Origin of the sequence: Psychromonas algicola (genome assembly GCF_004378355.1) — a bacterium.
In the GTDB taxonomy this organism is placed as follows: domain Bacteria; phylum Pseudomonadota; class Gammaproteobacteria; order Enterobacterales; family Psychromonadaceae; genus Psychromonas.
In genome coordinates this window covers 188,809-209,581 of sequence record NZ_SNUB01000001.1, presented here as the reverse complement: position 1 = coordinate 209,581, position 20,773 = coordinate 188,809, and the positions used below count along the sequence as shown (strand labels likewise).

The following is a 20,773-nucleotide window of genomic DNA, read 5'->3' as shown; positions in this document are numbered from 1 at the left end:
TGTTATTTCTTCAAATGTTAAATCACCAGCAACAGTCTCTAGCTCTATTGATACCAAAGCCATTGAGAATACTATGTTGTCAGTTGTTGCCGATAAAACAGGTTACCCGACTGATATGTTGGAATTAAGCATGGATATGGAAGCGGATCTTGGTATTGATTCTATTAAGCGTGTTGAAATCCTAGGTGCGGTTCAGGATGAAATAACAGACTTACCTGAGTTAGACGCTGAACAATTATCACAAATGCGTACCTTAGCTGAGATTGTTAACTACATGAATGAAGTGGCTGGTGGATCTAATACAGCGACTATTGCTGAAACTGTTACAACTTCTTCAATGCCAGAATTAACAACCTATGCTAATGCCTCTGTTGATCTACAAAAAATAGAAAGCACTATGCTGTCAGTTGTTGCTGATAAAACAGGTTATCCAACAGACATGCTTGAACTAAGCATGGATATGGAAGCGGATCTGGGTATCGATTCTATTAAGCGTGTTGAAATTCTAGGTGCCGTTCAAGATGAGATCACAGACTTACCTGAATTAGACGCAGAGCAGTTATCACAAATGCGCACCTTAGCTGAGATTGTTAACTACATGAATGAAGTGGCTGGCAGTGTTGCTGCTTCGCCTATGCAAGTAGCATCAACAGCGCAAGTTGCGACAGCATCCGTTGATATTCAACAAATAGAAAGCACTATGCTGTCAGTTGTTGCTGATAAAACAGGTTACCCAACAGACATGCTTGAACTAAGTATGGATATGGAAGCAGATTTAGGAATCGATTCTATCAAACGTGTTGAGATCCTAGGTGCGGTTCAAGATGAAATTACAGACTTACCTGAGTTAGATGCTGAGCAATTATCGCAAATGCGTACCTTAGCTGAGATTGTTAACTATATGAATGAAGTGGCTGGTGGATCTAATACAGCGACTATTGCTGAAACTGTTACAACTTCTTCAATGCCAGAATTAACAACCTATGCTAATGCCTCTGTTGATCTACAAAAAATAGAAAGCACTATGTTGTCAGTTGTCGCCGATAAAACAGGTTATCCAACAGACATGCTTGAACTAAGCATGGATATGGAAGCGGATCTTGGTATTGATTCTATTAAGCGTGTTGAAATCCTAGGTGCGGTTCAAGATGAAATAACAGACTTACCTGAGTTAGACGCTGAACAACTATCACAAATGCGTACGCTAGCAGAAATTGTTAACTACATGAGTGAAGTCGCTGGTGGGTCTAATGTTGAAGTTAATGCTGAAATCGTAGCTTCTTCTTCAACACCTGAATTAACAACTTTTGCGAATACTACGGTTGATCTGCAAAAAATTGAAAGCACTATGCTGTCAGTTGTTGCCGATAAAACAGGTTATCCAACGGATATGTTAGAGCTAAGCATGGATATGGAAGCTGACTTAGGTATTGATTCTATTAAGCGTGTTGAAATTCTAGGTGCAGTTCAAGATGAAATAATAAACTTACCTGAGTTAGATGCAGAGCAATTATCGCAAATGCGTACTTTAGCTGAGATTGTTAACTATATGCATGATGTTGCTACACCTTCTGAATCTTCAGTGATGAAAACGTCTGCAAATGAAGATAAGGCTGATATTGAAGTTGTTGTTCTCAATAAAGAAGTGAGTTTTGTGCCTTCACCAAGTTCAATCGTTGAAGTGATGCAACTTCCTGAGATTGAATGTATTGATTCAACTGTAAGCAATAAAAATTGTTTGCTAGTGAATGATGGCCTTGATAGTGCGGTTCAAATTGCAAATCATTTAGTTAAGTTTGGCTGGATTGTCACTTTATTAACACCGAACTGGATAGATTCAACCGCAAGTAAAAAGTTAGATGATGCAATTGCTAATATTACTTTGGCCGATGCAACGGAAGTTGATATTGAAAAAGCGTTAGGCTCTTCGCAATGGCATTCAGTGATTTATCTAAATCCAAAAACTAAGGTTGAAGGTATTCGTTTTGAGTCAAACCATAAGAAAGGCTTACAGCTTGCTTTCTTATTAGCAAAATTAACTAAGTTAAATCAGCCTGTCTTAGGCCAAGAAAATAATGATGTTCGGTCATCATTTGTGGTGTTAACTCGACAAGGTGGGGATTTCGCAACTAATAAAATTGAGAAGAAAGTCGACCTAATCCAAGCTGGCTTAGCTGGATTAGTTAAAACTCTAGATCATGAATGGGAAAATGTGTTCTGTCGAATCATTGATATTCCTTCTAGTTACGCGGCGAATAAAGTTGAAAATATTGTTATCAGCGAATTAAACGATAAACAAACATCGCCTGTTGAAGTGGGGTTTAACAAAGAAGGTCGTTTAACCTTAGTGGCCAAATCGACGGATAGTTATGCCTTAGAAAGTGGTAATCACATTACGCAAAATTCTGTTTTCTTAGTGAGTGGCGGTGCAAAAGGGGTGACGGCACATTGTGTTGTGGAAATTGCTAAACAACATCAATGTCGATTTATTCTATTAGGTCGCTCACAGTATCAGGCCGATGAAGCTAACTGGTCACTAAATCATGCAACGGAAGAGGCGCTGAAGAAAGCGGCAATGCAACATTTGATCGATTCGGGCAAGAAGCCAAGTCCTAAATTAATCAAAGAGATGATTTACCCTGTGATGGCCAATCGCGAAATTACGCAAACGTTAACCAATATAACTGCTGCTGGTGGGGTTGCTGAATATGTATCTGCTGATGTTTGCAATAAACAAAATGTAAGCGATGTGATTCAACCTATTTGTGATGTATGGGGTGATGTGACTGGCATTATTCATGGCGCAGGTGTATTAGCTGATAAATACATAGAGCAAAAAACATTACAGGAATTTGACCAAGTTTATAACACTAAAATTATGGGCTTAGATTCGCTATTAGCTTGTTGTGATTTAAATAAATTAACGCATTTAGTGATGTTCTCTTCGGCGGCTGGTTTCTACGGTAATCCTGGACAGTCAGATTACGCGATTGCGAATGAGATCCTTAATAAAGCAGCATACCGATTCAAGTCATTATATCCAAAAGCACAAGTGCTTAGTTTTAACTGGGGACCGTGGGATGGCGGCATGGTAACGCCTGAGCTAAAACGCATGTTTGACGAACGTGGTGTTTATATTATTCCTGTTGAGTCGGGAGCTAAATTATTAGCAAGTGAACTTGCCGCAAACAGTAATCGTTGTGTTCAAATTGTAGTCGGTACAGATATGTCAGGTGATGCTAAAAGCGAGGACGCTTCAATAAAAAAGCCGTTAACGGGTAGCCTTGTTAAAGTATTTAATACTGAGAACAATTCGCTACTTGCACATCATAAAATTGGTGAAAACCAAGTGTTACCAACGGTTTGTGCAATTGCATGGATGAAAGAAGCCTGTGAAGCGCTATATCCTGATTATTACTATCAAGGTATTGAAGATTTTAAACTGTTTAAAGGCATTGTTTTTGATGGACAGGAAGTAGACCAGTTTTTGATCGAAATGAAGTTAACAGAAACTAAGCCTGTTATAGATGATTCACTTTTAACTGTTGAAGTCACTGTAAGTAGTAAAAAAGAGCAAGGTAAATCGCAATTTCATTATCGCGCACTAGTCAACTTAAGCTTGAACAATGTTAAACAAGAGTTTGTTTATCAAGATGAATTACCTTTGCCACAAGCTTTAACGGTTAAAGCTTGTGAGTCTGTGAATATACTTTATCAAGATGGCAGTTTATTTCATGGCAAAAACTTTCAAGGTATTAAACAACTACATCATATTGATCAGTCAGGTTTATTAATGGAATGTGTTATTGATGAGTCTACCTTAGCGGCACAAGGTGAGTTTTTATTAGCCGATCATAATGTATTAGCGAATGATTTGGTTTATCAAGCTCTGTTAATTTGGACCAATAAATTAATGGGCGTGGGTAGTTTACCGACCAAAACCAATGGCTGGCAGGTTTATCGCGAAGTAGGTATTAATGAAGTCTTTTTCATCAAGCTTACGATCACAGAAACGGCAGGTCAACGCGTGGTTGGCGATCTGTTGCTAGTTGATAGTGATAATAAGATCATTGCTAAAGTAAGCGGTGCTGAAGTGACTTGTAGTGCAACATTAGCTGAACTATTTAAGGCTAGTGCATAGATGTTATCGGTAATAGGTTTAGAGGTTTGTTTTGATTCAGTAAAGGATATCGATGCTTTCGATTATCACCTTTACTGCAATCTGCCTATTGCCGTCAATACAGAAAATTCGTTTGAACAAGTAATCGATAAAACCGTTGTTTTGATTGATGGCATATTAACTACGAATCACTTGTTCAGATCTGAAACACATTTGATTTCTTTAAATGAACCTTCACAAACTTCATTATCGTTTGAAAAATTAACAGATAATTTTGCGAGTGTTAATCAACAGGCTTCGCTTAATGAAGCATTAGATTCTGCGCAAGTCATTAGCGAAGACTGTAATGCGCCTGTATTAATATTGTCAATTAATGAAAATGCCTTTGATGGAGTGGCCGCTCTTTTAGTGTGTGATCAAGTCGTTGCTGCTGTTCATCCACAAATCAAAGTCTGTTATCAGTATGCTGTCATTACAGCGAATGTTTTAAATGCAAATATTCAATCATTTTTGACGGCCAATAACTTAGTACCTGAACAAGTAGAATCTATTGTTTTAAATGAATCGCAGTCAGAATCTCAGCGAGATCAACATCAATCCATATGGTTAGAAGCATTTAAGGATCTTTACTGTCAATCTAGCCTTACTGAAGCTTCAATCCCAAATACCTTATTAACTGAAGTAGATCTTATTAAAAATAGCAGTGGACATTTTGATTTTATGCTGTGTTTAATTAGCGCTATTTTATCTGTCGATCAACGTTATCGAATTGGTTGCGAACATGAGCTGCTTGGTGACTTCTCTCAAGAAGAATGGCAAGCGGCTGGTTTGTATTATTTAGCTGACTCAACGAGTTACCTTAGCAATAAAGGTACTAAACAGCGTCATGTTATTGTGAGTAATTTGAGTCTCAAGCAGAGCATTCAAAAGCAGCAGCTGGTTCTTGTCTCTGAAACTACATCACTAATAACAAAAGCTAAAAAAAGTAAACCCAACTCAAAAGGAGGCTTTCTAGCACAGCAATCGGATAAACCTGTTATTTTTTATGCAGCGGATTGTGAGAGCTTATTAGCTGCTTTGAACCTCACTCAGACTCGTATTGAAAATGCTGAATTACAAGATTTCACTGCTTTTGCACATCAACAATATCAATCCTATGAAGATTTAAACACTCAATCTTTAAAGCCTTCTCATATCTATTGTGTGGTGTTAATTGCTTCCTCATTTGTCAGGTTAAGCCAACAATTAAAGTTAGCATTTTCAGGCCTTGCTGCTGCAATTGAAAGCGCTCAAGTATGGAAAACACCTGTTGGTAGTTATTGTAGTGGTCAGTTAGTCGCAGTGAATAACAAAGTAAATCCAGTTAGTTTTATTTACCCTGGCGTCGGCGCTTTATATGTTGGAATGGGCAAAGATTTATTACGTTTATTTCCTGAATCTTATGAGCAATTATCGGCTATTACTGATGACTTGGCATATAGCTTTCAAGATCATTTAATGACGCCAAGATTAGCCACGCAACCTGATGCAACAATGAAAGCTAAGCAGGAACAATCCTTACGAGCGGAGCTGGCAAATATTGCAGAAGCAGGTGTAAGTTATGCTTGTTTACTAACATCTATTTTTCAAGAGCAGCTTTCAATTAAAGCAACCAGTGCGGCAGGTTATAGCATGGGTGAAGTAAGTATGTTTGCAGCCTTGGGATGTTGGAAAACGCCTCAACTATTAGGTCAACGATTACGTCAAAGCAAAATATTTACCGAACAATTATCTGGCCCTTTAAAACGTTTACATGGCGTTTGGGATAAAGAAAATAGCGAAAGTGGAAAACAATGGGAATCTTATTATCTCAAAGCAGGGTTAATGCAAGTTGAATCCGTGTTGGAAGAGTTTCCGCGTGTTTATATCACTATTGTTAATACACCTGATAGCTTGGTGATAGCTGGTGAACCTTCGCAGTGTTTAGCATTAGCGAAGTGTCTTTCAATACGTGCTTTACCCTTAGATGTACCTAATATCATTCATTGTGACTTGGCAAAAAGTGAATATGAAAGTATGAAAGCTTTATATGCTTTGCCAGTTAATTCATCGGTTCACGCTAAGCTGTTTTCTAGTTCCTGTTATTTGCCAGTGCCAGTCACAGAAAAGGCCATTGCTGTGAGTATTAGTAAATGCTTAACCGAGCAAGTTGATTTTCCTCATTTAATTAAAGCGATCTATTCAGCTCTTTACCAAGCAAAAGCAGACAATGGCAACCATGCATTTATTGAAATGGGTGCAGGTAAGTCATTAAGTACTTGGATTGATCGTATTTTAGAAACAAAACCAGTGACTTGTTTATCAGTCAATCAGAAGAATTTAGATGATTATAGTGGCATCTTAAAAACTATCGCGCCTTTAATCAGCCTTGGTCATCCTATTAATTTACAGTCTTTCTTCAGCGGTTCTTTAGTTAGAAAAGTTGAAAAAATGACTCGCACAACGTTAGTCTCATAGAGAGTGTTTATGGAAAACATCGCCATTGTAGGTATTGCTAATTTATTTCCCGGTTCAAATGCACCCGATGCATTTTGGCAGCAATTACTGCAACAACAAGATAATAGAACACCTATTACTGACATTGAATTAAGTGTTAATCCTAATGAGTATTTAGGTAAGAAAGGTGAAAGTGATAAATACTATTGTTTGTATGGTGGCTACATTCGTGATTTCGAATTTGATGCCAAGGAATATCTACAAAGTAATGAAACTCACTTACCTGAAAATACATTATCAGAAAGTTATCTGAATAATCTTGATGATTTACATCATTGGTCTTTGTATGTGACTAAACGTGCGTTACAAGATGCAGGTTATTGGCAGAGCGAAAAGCTAAAAGAATGTGGTTTGATTTTAGGTAATTTATCTTTTCCAACAAAAAACTCTAATCATTTGTTTCTTGAGTCTTATCGCCATGTGGTGGAATTAGCATTACAGCAAACATTGGCCACCAATTTAACTTTAGCGCCATTTGCAGAAAGCAAAAACGTAGTACCTGAAAATGCATTAGTAGCAGGTTACCCAGCGGCTTTATTAGCACAAATCAATGGATTAGGCGGAAGTCACTTTGCATTGGATGCAGCCTGCGCATCATCATGCTATAGCCTTAAATTAGCCTGTGATTATTTGCAAACAGGCAAGGCGAAGATGATGTTAGCCGGTGCGGTTTCTGCGGCGGATTCACTATTTGTTAATATGGGATTTTCAATCTTCCAAGCTTTTCCTGAGAATAACCGTCACGCTCCCTTTGATAAAGATTCGCAAGGATTATTCGCAGGTCAGGGCGCTGGCATGATGGTGTTAAAACGTCATAGTGATGCGATTGCTGATGGTGATCATATCCATGCTGTGATTAAAGGTGGCTCGTTAACTAATGATGGTAAAGGTGAGTTTGTTTTAAGTCCAAACAGTAAAGGGCAAGTATTGGCGTATCAAGAAGCTTATCGAGATGCGCAGATTGATCCTAAACATGTGGATTATATTGAGTGTCACGCAACAGGAACGCCAAAGGGCGACAAAGTTGAATTAAGTTCAATGGAGCAATTCTTTAGTCGACATGATCATAAACCCTTATTAGGTTCGGCTAAGTCTAATCTTGGTCATTTATTAACGGCGGCTGGCATGCCAGCGATGACTAAAGCGATTTATGCGCTTAATGAAAAAGTGATCCCAGCTACTATCAATGTTACTAATGCGATTAGTACTAAACAAAACTACTTTTCAGCGGCTCAAATTCCAACAAGCCAAATATCATGGCCAGAAAACGCTCATAGAGCAACGGCTGGCGTGAGTGTTTTTGGTTTTGGTGGTAGTAATGCACATATCGTATTACAAGGAAGTGATTCGCCTTTAAGCGTTCCACCTAAACGTCTTAATGACGTACAAGGTTTAGCGATCGTGGGAATGGACTGCCATTTTGGCTCTATTGATAACTTAGGTGATTATCAGCGACTCTTAAATAGTAATGATAATGCTTTTTCTGCGTTACCAAGTCGTCGTTGGCAGGGGATAGAGCTGCAACTTCCTGTGCTACATCAAGCTGGTTTAAATAAAGCGCCTCGTGGTAATTACATTGAACAGTTCGATATTGATTTCTTACGCTTCAAGATCCCACCAAACGATCAAGATAGTTTGATCCCGCAACAATTGTTGATGATGAAAGTGGCAGATAACGCGGCGAAAGATGCTAAATTAAGTGAAAGTAGTAACGTTGCTGTGCTAGTGGCAATGGGATTAGAATTAGATTTACATCAATATCGTGGTCGCGTGAATTTACTTTCTCAAATTAAACAAAGCTTTGTCGAACAAGGGATTACTTTAACGGAAGCACAATTAGCTGAGCTGACGCATATCAGTAAACAAAGCATTAATGAACCTGCACAGTTAAACCAATATACCAGCTTTATTGGTAATATTATGGCGTCTCGCATCTCAGCATTGTGGGATTTTAGCGGACCTGCTTTCACGGTTTCAAGTGAAGAAAACTCGGTTTATCGGTGTGTTGACATTGCCGATAACCTGCTAAAAACATCTGATGTTGAAGCCGTTATTATTGCGAGTGTTGACCTTGCCGGTAGTTTTGAGAATGTTTCTTTAAGACAGCGTTTTAATCCTGTTTCTGAAGATGCACATATACAAGCGGATCCATTACAACAGTCAAATTGGCTAGTGGGTGAAGGCGCTGGTGCGATTGTCGTTAAAGCTACAAATAAAACACAATCACAGCAAGTGTATGCCAATATTGATGCTTGTGTGTTTACAGCTAACGATGGACAAGAAAGTAATCAAATCGCAGCATTGAATGCATTAAAGCAAGCGAGTGTTGACGCTTCTCAAGTCAAGCACATCGAAGCCTTTGCGGCTGGAAACTTGTCGCAATTGGCATCTGAAAGTAAAGCGTTATCGGCGGTTTATGGTAATTGTAATATCGTTTCTTCAAAACAGAAAATCGGGCATTGTTATAATGCTTCGGGCATGGCGAGTATTATTTCAAGTGTGCTTGCTGTTAAAAACGCAAACTATGTTGCTATAAATGGTTTAGGCATGGATAGCAGCGTTGCGCATTTAATACTTTCAAATCGAGATGCAGATAAAGACATACCTTTACAACAAAAAGCAACAATAGCTCCTAAAAAACCAAGTTTGATTAAGACCGTTTATTTAGGTGGTAAATCTATCTTTGATAGCATCTGTTCACAAAAAAATAACCCCGTGATAGTAGAGATAAAGCAGGTGTTAAATGAACAGCTCTTACCTGCGAATCCAATCCAAATAGAGGAGCCAGTTGTGGCAAGATCAACTGTTTCAAAAACGGCGATGTTAAAAGAAACTCAACTAGATGACATAACGCCAAGGTCATCAACGCCAACAAGCCAAATGATTGAGCAACAAGCAAAAACACACCAAGCTTTTTTAAAGCAACGCTTTATGGCTGAAAAACAGATTTCAACCTTAATCAAATTACAAGCTGGCGTAAATGTTTCTAGGGAAGCTTTAAGCGAATTTTTTGTACAAAATGAACAAACAACTAAGCAAACACCAATAACTAAGAACGCTATAGCGAAACAAGTAGGCCAATTATCCATTAAAGGACAAAGTGGGTATCAATATCCTGATTTGCAATTAAAAGAGCAGTTTAATAAACCGGCGAAAGTTATTTTTGATACCGCACAATTAGTTGAGTTTGCTGAAGGTGATATTAGCAAGGTGTTTGGTGATGAATATAAAATCATTGATAGCTATCCACGTCGTGTACGTTTACCAACCACTGATTATTTATTAGTAAGCCGAGTGACCGCGCTAGAGGCAACGACTCACGAATATAAAAAAGCGTCAATGTTTACGGAATACGATATTCCATTGGATGCACCTTTTTTAATTGATGGTCAAATTCCATGGTCAGTGTCCGTTGAATCGGGTCAATGTGATTTGATGTTGATCTCTTATATTGGTATCGATTTTCAAAACAAAGGTGAACGTGTTTATCGCCTATTAGATTGTGAATTAACGTTTTTAGAAGAGATGGCCTTTGGCGGTGAAACGCTACGTTATGAAATCCATATTGATTCCTATGCTAAAAATGGTGAGCAACTTTTATTCTTCTTCCATTACGATTGTTATGTGGGCGATAAAAAAGTATTAATTATGCGCAACGGCTGTGCAGGATTCTTTACTGATGAAGAATTAGCCGATGGTAAAGGCGTGATTGCGACAAAAACCGATCAAGCTGAATTTGATAACGCAGTGAAATCGAGTTTTACACCGTTAATAAGCAATACTAAAACTGAATATAACTATCAAGATATGCTGAAGTTAGTGCACGGTGATATCAAAGGTTGTTTTGGCGAAAATTATGATCAGCAAGGTCGTAATCCTTCTCTTAAGTTTTCATCTGAAAAATTCTTAATGATTGAGCGTATTACTAAAATCGACAGGCAGGGCGGTCATTGGGGATTAGGACTTTTGGAAGGACAAAAAGATCTTTCGCCTGAGCATTGGTATTTCCCATGTCATTTTAAAGATGATCAAGTGATGGCTGGCTCGTTAATGTCTGAAGGTTGTGGGCAAATGGCGATGTTCTTTATGCTTTGGTTAGGCATGAATGGCGAAGTTAATAATGCACGTTTCCAACCGATGGCAGGTGAGGCTCAAACTGTACGTTGTCGTGGACAAGTAAGACCACAAACTAATACGCTAACTTATCGAATGGAAGTTACCGATATTGGCATGTCACCAAGACCTTTTATTAAAGCCAATATTGATATCATTCTCGACGGTAAAGTCGTGGTTGATTTCAAAAATCTTTGTATGGAAATCAAAGAGCAAGATGAGAACAGTCCGTATCCAGTCAGTTTACCTAGTAACGTAGCTTTAGTTGAAAATAAGACGATTAACACAACAACTAATAATGCAGAAATGCTTGATGAACGCGGTATTAATCCGTTCTTAAATCCAAGTCGTCCTTTGATGCGTGTGGAATCAGATTTTTCTGCTCCAACCAATAAAGGCGTAGTGCCCATCAAACATTTCCCGGCTCCGGATATTAATGGTCAAAATAGAAAACCAGATAGTGTTCCTTTTACTCCGTGGCATCTCTTTGAATTTGCAACGGGTGATATCAGCCAGTGTTTCGGCAATGAGTTTGATGTTTACCAAGGTAGAACACCACCAAGAACGCCCTGTGGTGATTTACAAGTCGTGACTCAAGTAACACAAGTGCAAGGCAAGCGAATGGACTTTAAAACGCCTTCGAGCTGTATTGCTGAATATGTTGTACCTGAAGATGCTTGGTATTTCACTCATAATACTAGTGATAATTGGATGCCTTATTCATTGTTGATGGAAATTGCATTACAACCTAATGGTTTCATTTCTGCTTATATGGGCACCACGCTTAAATATCCTGATAAGGATTTATATTTCCGTAATTTGGATGGTCATGGTGAAATTTTAAAACAGGTTGATTTACGTGGTAAAACTATCGTAAATAAATCGGTTTTATTATCGACTAGCATGGCGGGCGGTGCGATTATTCAAAGCTTTAGTTTTGATTTAAGTGTAGATGGTGAAACAATTTACAAAGGTGGAGCTGTCTTTGGTTACTTTAGTGCCGATTCATTAACCAACCAATTAGGTATTGATAATGGTAAGGTCACTCAGCCTTGGTTTGTAGATCATAATATTGCAAACTCTGATATTAAACAGATAGATTTATCCGATAAAGCGCTTAGCTTATATACAACAAAGGCAGATAAACCTGCGTATCGTTTAGCAGGTGGAAAACTGAATTTTGTTGATCAAGTGAGTATCGTTGAAGGCGGTGGCAATCATCAATTGGCCTATATTTATGGTGAACGCACTATTGATGCAAGTGATTGGTTCTTCCGTTATCATTTCCATCAAGATCCTGTGATGCCAGGTTCATTAGGGGTTGAAGCGATTATTGAATTATTACAATGTTATGCGTTAACCAATGATTTGGGTAAACAATTTATTAATCCGCGTTTTATTGCACCAACAACAAAAGTGGAATGGAAATATCGTGGACAAATAACACCGCTTAATAAAAAAATGAATCTCGATGTACATCTTAAAGAAATCATAACGTCAGCAAATGAAGTGCGTTTAATTGGAGATGCGAATCTATCTAAAGATGGTCTGCGTATCTATCAAGTTAAAGATATTGTCCTTAGTATTGTTGAAGCTTAAAGAGAAGAATGATGACAGAACAAATAAATAAAACCGCATTGATTAAAATGAGCAAACCAAGCATTGATTGGAATTGGCAAGTTGAGGCTTCAACATTAAAAAATGACCCTAATAATTTAAAGAAAGCGTTATTAGCGATTGATAAACCTGTTTATTTAGCTGAGTTAAATGATGCTATCGCAGTCAGTCATCAAACTTCTAATACTTCAATTGGTGCAGCTCAAGTATTAGCCTTTGCACAAGCTGTTAATGCTGAAGATTTAGGTTCAGATGAGTTTAAAAAAGCGCATGGTGTTAAGTATGCTTATCATGGTGGGGCGATGGCTAATGGGATTGCATCTGTAGAATTAGTGATTGCATTAGGACAAGCTGGTTTTTTATGTTCATTCGGTGCGGCAGGTTTAATTCCCGATGTGATTGAGGATTCAATCAAACGTATTCAAGCAGCATTACCTAATGGCCCTTTTGCGGTTAACTTGATCCATGCGCCAAGTGAAGAGGCTTTAGAGTCAGGTGCTGTAGAGCGATTCTTGAAGTTAGGGGTTGATACGGTTGAAGCTTCTGCCTATTTAGGTTTAACCGAGCACATCGTACATTATCGTGTTGCTGGGCTTTCACAAAACCCTGACGGTGGTGTTCATATTGGTAATAAAGTGATTGCTAAAATTTCACGTACAGAAGTCGCTGAGAAGTTTATGTCTCCAGCGCCACAAAAGTTACTCGATAAACTGCTAGCTGCTGGGAAAATCACGCCTTTACAAGCAGAGCTCGCATTAACGGTGCCAATGGCTGATGATATTACTGCTGAAGCAGACTCAGGCGGACACACTGATAACAGGCCATTTTTAACATTATTACCGACTATTATTCAGCAGCGCGACCAAATTCAAGCGAAATATAATTATAAAACACCATTACGTGTTGGTGCAGGCGGGGGAATAGGGACACCAGAGTCAACGCTAGCCGCTTATAACATGGGCGCAGCTTATGTCGTGTTAGGATCCGTTAATCAAGCCTGTGTTGAAGCAGGGGCGTCAGAGCATACGAGAAAGTTATTAGCAAACGTTGAAATGGCCGATGTTACTATGGCACCAGCGGCAGATATGTTTGAAATGGGCGTTAAATTGCAAGTGGTGAAGCGTGGCTCTATGTTTGCGATGCGCGCTAATAAACTTTACGAGTTATATAGTAACTACCCAAGTATTGAAGCGATTCCTGCAGTTGAACGTGAAAAAGTTGAGAAGCAAATATTCCGCCAGAATTTAGATCAAGTATGGGATACTACCAAGGCATTCTTTCATGAGCGCGATCCTGAAATGTTAGCAAGAGCTAAGCATGATCCTAAACGTAAAATGGCACTTATTTTTCGTTGGTATTTAGGCTTGTCCTCGCGTTGGTCTAACATCGGTGAAACAGGCCGTGAAATGGATTATCAAATTTGGGCTGGCCCAAGTTTAGGTGCGTTTAATAGTTGGGTTAAAGAAACTTATTTAGCTGATTACCAAGAACGCTATGCTGTTGATGTTGCATTGCATTTATTAACCGGTGCTGCTTATTTAGCACGTATTAACCAACTTAAGCTTCAAGGTGTTTCAATACACAGTAGCTTATTAAACTATCAACCAGCAGAGTCTTTTTTATCAGTTTAATTTTGACTGATAACTCACTAATTAAGTAATTTAAACAAGGTATTCATGACCGTAAAAAAACAAAACAACCCTCTATATGGGTTAAAGCTTGAAGTGTTACTTACTGAAATTTCAGATCATTATACTTGGCCGGGGTTGAGTGAAGCGTTATGTATTGACCGTTTTAACTTTCATACTGGCATGAAATCAACTTGTAAGTTTTTGCGTAATAATCAATGGGCACGTGAAAAGGTCGAAGTGTTTTATCTTTATGAGTTTAAAGCGTATCCGTATCCTGAGCCTAAACAATTGGCCAAACCACCTAGAGATAGAAACATCCCTGCAGATCAATTATCTGGTGAACCAAACCCGATTACGGATGCACTCATTGACCGAGTTGATATTGCCTGTAAATATCGTATTTATGAAAAGTCAGATGTGATAAAAAATGAACCTGTTTATGATCCAAGTAATCCTTGGGGTGTGAAGTAATCATTTAAGTAAGGATAGAAATGTTAACCTGGAAAATTAAGTTTTTTGCTGAGTTAAGCGGCGAAGAGGTTTATCAGATATTAAAGCTTAGACAAGATGTGTTTATTGTGGAACAGGCTTGCCGTTATCTTGATACAGATAATTTAGATCAAAAATCCTTACACGCTTTTTTTGTTTCAGAAGAACGAGATCAAGTGATTGCTTATTGTCGAATATTACCAGAAGGTTTGGTTTCACCGCATGTTGCAATTGGTAGGGTGGTTGTATCACCCGAGTTTCGTCAGCAAGGTCTTGCTAATAAAATGATCACAAAAACCATTGCCTTCATTAAAGAAGAAATGCATCCTGAAGCGATTAAAGTATCTGCACAGTCTCACTTGAATACATTTTATGCTTCATTGGGGTTTGAAAATATTTCTCAGCCTTTTGACGAAGATGGCATTGAACATATTGATATGCTTCTAACGCTTTAATCTAATGCCGTTGTTGGTTCAGGATAAGTTAATGACGATTCTTAGCAATGACTGTTATAATCTACTTTAGATTTATTATTTTTTAGTTATAGGAATACCCAAACCAATGTCTCCTGAATTACAACGCAACAACCCACTTCATGGTTTAAAAACTGAAACTTTATTAACTGAGTTGGTTGAGCATTATGGCTGGAAGATATTATTCGCAGCAACACGTTTTAAATGTTTCGACATTAACCCAACAATTAAAGGCAGCCTTAAGTTTTTACAAAAAACAGAATGGGCTCGATTAAAACTGGAAAGCTTTTATCTATACCGCTTTAAACGTATGCCTAAACCAAATGAAGCCGAGTTTCATTTAGCACCGCGAGAGCGTGGTTTTGAACACGGGATAGTACCATTGTCGCCAATGAAATTGACTATTGAATCGATTGAGTTATCACAAGCTAAATCGGCTTCCGCTTTCAAAGAGCGTCAAAATGAACAACGCAGAAGTAATCATGCGCGTCAAAATGCAAGTAAACATCCAATGCGTGATAATAAAGCGCCTAGAGCAGCTAAAGAACCAAAAGATGAGCCTAAGTACGATCCTTCTAATCCGTGGAATGTGTAACATTTAATTTTGGCTAGTTTATTTCGAGATCAGGCATTACCTTTGGGATGTAGATTTTAATAAAAATAAAAAACAGAAATAAAAAAAGGGAGTTAACATTGAATGTTAACTCCCTTTTTTATAACTATAAATTTTTAAGAGTTAATTACCAGCCAATTGATACATTTAGATTATAACGACGATCTTCTTGATCACCGTATGCAAGACCTAATTGCTCTTGGTATGTAGTAAAGCCAACTTTGAATATTAATGCTGTAAACGTCATACCTGCAGTATAAGCGCCTTGATATACCCCACCAGCTAACTCAAAAGTTGACCAGCTATTCTCATATAATAATGTTGATACACCAAAACGTACTCTTTTAACTACATCTGTATCTTCGATATCAGTATAAGTAGCAGTATCTCCATCACCTAAGTCGTATAGTCGAGTCTGATTGGCATTTAAAACATCTACATAATCGAGGGCCACTGTGGTTTTCTTAATATAAGGAATGTTAGGCTCGATTGAAGCACCAATATTAACCGTCATTGGCAGAGAGCCGTAACTTTCATCAAAATCGAGATCACCTATATTTAATATACTTAAACCAATAGAAGGATTAGTAACAACATTAAATTGATAAATAACACCTAAATCAGCAGCTATAGCAGAGCCATTACTTTCCATTTTATCTTGTAAGTTATCGCCAATAGTATCGAAATTAACTAATTCTGAAGGTGTTATTGAACCCTCATAAGATATTTGATAAATATATTTTGCACCTAAACCGACTGTTAAATCTCCTAATTCTGAAGGTTGAAAGTCATAAGATAGTGCTGATGTGATTCCACCATATGCTCTTGCTTGAACTTCAAGTAGGTTATAGCTGTTCGCATGAGGAGTAAAGTTTGCATCAACGGCAGATAAAACACCAAAAGACCAAGCCAATTTTTCATGTTTATTAGTTAACGAAGTATAATTGGATGCATCTATATGGGTTGTCTGACCAGAATAATCAGCAAATACATCTAATATTTGACTTGTTTCTTCACTATCAATTGCATCACTAAGGTCTGTAACAAGTCCTTCACTGTCGCTACTTACTCCAAGTTGAATACCTAACAATTCAAATACAACACCGTGTTCGTTGCTTACTTTACCAATGCCCGCTGGGTTAGAGAATAAAGAAGTACTGTAACCACCTGTCGAAATATTTGTACCACCTGCAGCCATAATGCGTTGATCTTTATATAAATAGCTAAGTTCTGAAGCTTGCAAAGATGTGATTGAAAAAGCCGTTAAACCAGAGACGACTATCATTGAGAGTTTTTTCATTATTAAATTCCTTTCAGTTTAGTGTCAATTATAGACCGTCTAGATAATCAATTATGTCAGATAGTGTATAGTCACCATCTGTACCAGTTGCTGTAATTTCACTTGTAAAGTCATCAATGGCTTCTTGCAGATCGTCATCATCAGTTAAGCTATCGATATTATTAATTGCATCATTAAACGCGGTTACTAGAAGGTCATTCACAGAATCATCTTCATCTTCTTCACTTGGGCAAATATAGGATATTTGATCGGCAGCTAAGCCTAATGGGTTGTTATGTATATCTTCTGTGACTTCTTCTGTTTCTGTAAAGTCGTTAGTACAAAAGCCATCAGTAAAAGCGATGCTATAGAATCCAGTATCAGTGTCAGCTATTGCTGTTTCTAAAAAATATTCTGAATTATTATCGAGATCTTCAATTGTGAGAAGCGTATAAGATTTAGTGACTGTCCCTTCTGGGTTGGCAAATGTAACTGAATCAGTTTCAATCGTACAATCCGCATCAACTGTTGCGCCTGTTGAATGCTGTAAAGCACAGACTGATAAATCCAATGTTTCTGAATCTTCTATCGATGCATCGCCTGTACCTGAAAGGAAATCAAGTGCTAGTGCGGTTTTAGTTAAAGAAACAACACCTTGCACTAAACAGATACCTTCTTCGGTACTTGTTTTATTAGTAAGCTCACTACAATCAGCACCTAAATAGGTTGTAAAATTATCTGTGGCTAAGTCTAAGTATTCAATACTGTTATCGTTTTTTAATTCAGCGATAGAAGATGTAAAGTCACTAAGGGCATCGCTACCATCTTCACTATCGTCTAATGCTGCTGATAAAATATTTGGGAAAGTATAACCTGAAATACCTAATTGAGCAGAAGCTAGATCGACTAAGTATTCATTGTCAGGGTAAGTGTCTTGACAAGTTGTGGAGTTTAATCGTTCTATTGCACTTTCGTAATCTTCATTATCAAGATCTTGTTGTATGTAATAGCGGCAGCTACTAGCGTCTTCTGATTGGTCTTCACAAGCGCTCAATAGTAATAAGCTAGTGAATGCTGTAAATATTAATATGAAAGGAGTTCGCATTTTATTATCCTTATCTAAATAGATTTGTATAAAACTTTAAATAAGGGATATATAACCATAAATATTTATAAAATTACAATTTATTTACATATTCTTGCATATTAATTGCAACTTTCTTGCACATTTCCTGTCTCCAACTTTAATTATGTCGTTAATTTATATAGCTAATTTACGTTTTAAGATCAAAATCTGTTTAATAAGTTGAGACTTTTCTAACTTTGCTAGCTCTGTAACTTGTAAATCTGAACTGATTAATGAGTCTGCTTGATCATTATTAAGTGTTTCTATTTCTTGTTTAAGTTTTTGGTTCTCTGCATTAAGTTGTTTGATTTGTTGCTGTAATTTTTCAGGATCTTTAGCCTGTGTCTTTCCTGCAAAAATCAAAGTTTCTAATGTTTTATTGAGAGGGGCTTGCTTAGCAATTTTTTTGAGTTGTATTCCAGCGTCAATAGAAAGATTAAAGGTGTACATCTTTTTTCCATTGTCACTATCTCGAGACTTTTTACTACGCCACGCTTTGAACATTTTATTGCGTAATTCTCTGCCTTCTGCTGTTTTTTCTAATAGCTCGCAAAAATGTGTAAATTTACTTTCCGTTAAGTTGCTTAAGTCTAACCCCATGCCATTAGTCAGCGATAAAATTAAAGTGGTTTTAGGCATTAAATAATTTTTAACCCATTTTGAATTCGTATCATTCCATTCAAAGCTGGCAGGGGTATCAACTGTGATCATGTAAAAACTCCTTGACTCTATTCACTAAAACTAAATGGTTATAAATAAAATTAATTGTTTCTAATGCTGAATAAACCACATTTTAAATTGTTCTTTTTGTTCTTGAGTTGCTGCTTTATATTGTTCAATAAGATAATTCTTCGCGTTTTTGTTATTCAACACTTCTTGGTCAATAGGGCCTGTTGAACTAATGTTGTTTAATTGATTGTATTCTTGTACAAGTAATTCGATATTACGATATGGCATAAAACCTTTGCCTTTAAGCTTATCTGCGTCTTCGATGGTATATTTACGCTGTTGGTTTTCAACATGCCAAGCAATATCTTTTTTTATACTATTTTTAGCTTGGGCATAGGTTGTGAATCGATCGGTTGTAAGCTTAGTGTTACCTTCTACTTCAATTGTAAATATGTATGGCTTACTTTCTAATATTTCATCATTTCTAAATTTATGGTTATATTTGACTACGAGCTGATGTGAACCATCTTCAACTTCTATTTTGTTGTTACCAAAAAACGAACTTGTGGTTTTTACACCATTAACTGCTAATACTTCAATACTGTCGCTAACCTGAATTTCACTCGAATAAACAAATGAACTAAGACATAAGGCTAAAAAGAATCCAAAAATTTTCATGTAATTTCCTAACTTAAATAATTAATTAACATAAATATGACAGATCATAATAGGTATTGGTACACGGAAATTTAAATATCGACTATATTTATTCAATAAAATTTAAAAATGATTAAAAATTAATCGTTAAAGCTAATAATACAAAATCAGAGAGGAATATTATGGATATCAATACGGTCGGTCAAATATTAACTGAAAGAACAAAAGTAAACACACTTGATCAAGTTAATGTCGCTTTATTCAAAAATAATAAAGAACAAGCAGAACAGCATGTGAATCAATTGATGGAATCTATTGAGCCTCTTCCCGTAGATAATAAAGGCCATACTATTAATACCAAGGTATAAAACAAAAAAACCAAACAAAAGTTTGGTTTTTTATTATTTATACTAATAAATGCTTATTCTTGATTATCTCGCATCATTTGTTCTGCATCTTTGACCATTTCTGTACTACCACAGAAGAACGGAACACGTTGATGTAATTCAGTTGGATTAATTTCCATAATTCTTTGGAAACCATCCGTGGCTCTACCACCCGATTGTTCAGATAAAAATGCGATTGGGTTTGATTCGTATAATAATCGTAATTTACCATTTGGCGCTTGTGCCGTTGAAGGGTAAATAAAGATACCTCCTTTTAATAAATTACGGTGAAAGTCTGCTACTAATGAACCAATATAACGAGAAGTGTAAGGGCGGTTATCTTCAGGTTCAATTTCCTGGCAGAATTTAATGTATTTTTTAACACCTAGTGGGAATTTTAAGTAGTTACCTTCATTGATAGAGTAGCAATTACCTGTTTTTGGTGTTTGCATGTTTTCATGTGATAAGTAGAAAACACCTAAAGATGGATCACATGTAAACCCGTGTACACCATTACCTGTTGTATAAACCAACATAGTTGATGAACCATAGATAACATAACCTGCAGCAACTTGTTTAATGCCTGGTTGTAAAAAATCATCAATCGTTACAGGGGTGCCCACTTCACTGACACGTTTGTAAATTGAGAAAATAGTACCGACAGAAACATTAACATCAATGTTAGTAGAGCCATCTAATGGATCCATTAAAACAACATATTTACTGTTAATACCACGGTCACTATCAAAGCTTACAAAGTCATCTTCTTCTTCAGAAGCGACACCACAAACTTCACCACGAGCTTCAAGTGCAGCTTTGAATACATCATTTGCATACAAGTCTAATTTTTGTTGTGTTTCGCCTTGAATATTTTCAACGCCTGTTGCGCCAATAATATCTGCAATCCCGGCTTTGTTAATTTCACGGTTAACTATTTTAGAAGCTAAACGAATCGCTCCTAATAAACTTGTTAATTCTCCACTAGCCTCTGGAAAATCATGTTGCTTTTCAATTATGTATTCGCCTAAAGTGATCATACGTACTCCAAAAAATGTAGGGCTTTAT

At 37.1% G+C, this 20,773-nt stretch carries 12 protein-coding genes and 1 pseudogene; 8 read left to right on the top strand and 5 right to left on the bottom strand.

Going from position 1 to position 20,773, the window contains the following annotated elements; genetic code table 11:
• Positions 1 to 7: 7 nt before the first annotated feature.
• The 7 genes and pseudogenes from E2R67_RS16975 to E2R67_RS00910 all read left to right on the top strand — a co-directional run.
• Positions 8 to 4,141, top strand: a pseudogene (locus E2R67_RS16975) (SDR family NAD(P)-dependent oxidoreductase); the annotation flags it as partial.
• Positions 4,142 to 6,616, top strand: coding sequence for a PfaB family protein (locus tag E2R67_RS00935; protein ID WP_134289025.1), 2,475 nt, complete (start codon positions 4,142 to 4,144; stop codon positions 6,614 to 6,616).
• A gap of 9 nt (positions 6,617 to 6,625) precedes the next feature.
• The gene (locus E2R67_RS00930) at positions 6,626 to 12,367 is read left to right on the top strand and encodes a hotdog fold thioesterase (RefSeq protein ID WP_134289024.1); all 5,742 of its coding nucleotides are present in this window, start codon (positions 6,626 to 6,628) and stop codon (positions 12,365 to 12,367) included.
• An 11-nt stretch (positions 12,368 to 12,378) separates the two neighbouring features.
• Positions 12,379 to 14,016 (top strand): PfaD family polyunsaturated fatty acid/polyketide biosynthesis protein, encoded by a 1,638-nt coding sequence (locus E2R67_RS00925; RefSeq protein ID WP_243836917.1) that lies wholly within the window; start codon positions 12,379 to 12,381, stop codon positions 14,014 to 14,016.
• A 45-nt stretch (positions 14,017 to 14,061) separates the two neighbouring features.
• Complete coding sequence (locus E2R67_RS00920; protein WP_134289023.1) at positions 14,062 to 14,487, top strand: VF530 family DNA-binding protein; 426 nt, start codon at positions 14,062 to 14,064, stop codon at positions 14,485 to 14,487.
• A 20-nt stretch (positions 14,488 to 14,507) separates the two neighbouring features.
• Complete coding sequence (locus tag E2R67_RS00915; protein WP_134289022.1) at positions 14,508 to 14,960, top strand: GNAT family N-acetyltransferase; 453 nt, start codon at positions 14,508 to 14,510, stop codon at positions 14,958 to 14,960.
• A 106-nt stretch (positions 14,961 to 15,066) separates the two neighbouring features.
• Positions 15,067 to 15,573: a VF530 family protein gene (locus E2R67_RS00910; protein WP_134289021.1), complete on the top strand. Its 507-nt coding sequence runs from the start codon at positions 15,067 to 15,069 to the stop codon at positions 15,571 to 15,573.
• A gap of 145 nt (positions 15,574 to 15,718) precedes the next feature.
• Here E2R67_RS00910 and E2R67_RS00905 read toward each other — a convergent pair whose 3' ends face one another.
• From E2R67_RS00905 to E2R67_RS00890, 4 genes are all read right to left on the bottom strand, one after another.
• A complete protein-coding gene (locus tag E2R67_RS00905) occupies positions 15,719 to 16,891 on the bottom strand; it encodes a PorV/PorQ family protein (protein ID WP_134289020.1) in 1,173 nt (390 codons plus the stop codon).
• Positions 16,892 to 16,919: 28 nt separating this feature from the next.
• Complete coding sequence (locus E2R67_RS00900) at positions 16,920 to 17,975, bottom strand: hypothetical protein (RefSeq protein ID WP_134289019.1); 1,056 nt, start codon at positions 17,973 to 17,975, stop codon at positions 16,920 to 16,922.
• A 156-nt stretch (positions 17,976 to 18,131) separates the two neighbouring features.
• Positions 18,132 to 18,707 (bottom strand): hypothetical protein, encoded by a 576-nt coding sequence (locus E2R67_RS00895; protein WP_134289018.1) that lies wholly within the window; start codon positions 18,705 to 18,707, stop codon positions 18,132 to 18,134.
• Positions 18,708 to 18,767: 60 nt separating this feature from the next.
• Positions 18,768 to 19,343: a DUF2057 family protein gene (locus tag E2R67_RS00890; RefSeq protein ID WP_134289017.1), complete on the bottom strand. Its 576-nt coding sequence runs from the start codon at positions 19,341 to 19,343 to the stop codon at positions 18,768 to 18,770.
• Positions 19,344 to 19,504: 161 nt separating this feature from the next.
• Between E2R67_RS00890 and E2R67_RS00885 the strand changes: the two genes are divergently transcribed.
• A complete protein-coding gene (locus E2R67_RS00885; RefSeq protein ID WP_134289016.1) occupies positions 19,505 to 19,690 on the top strand; it encodes a hypothetical protein in 186 nt (61 codons plus the stop codon).
• Positions 19,691 to 19,743: 53 nt separating this feature from the next.
• Here the strand turns inward: E2R67_RS00885 and fbp are convergent, their stop codons facing one another.
• The gene (gene fbp / locus E2R67_RS00880; protein WP_134289015.1) at positions 19,744 to 20,745 is read right to left on the bottom strand and encodes a class 1 fructose-bisphosphatase; all 1,002 of its coding nucleotides are present in this window, start codon (positions 20,743 to 20,745) and stop codon (positions 19,744 to 19,746) included.
• Between the last annotated feature and the right edge of the window lie 28 nt (positions 20,746 to 20,773).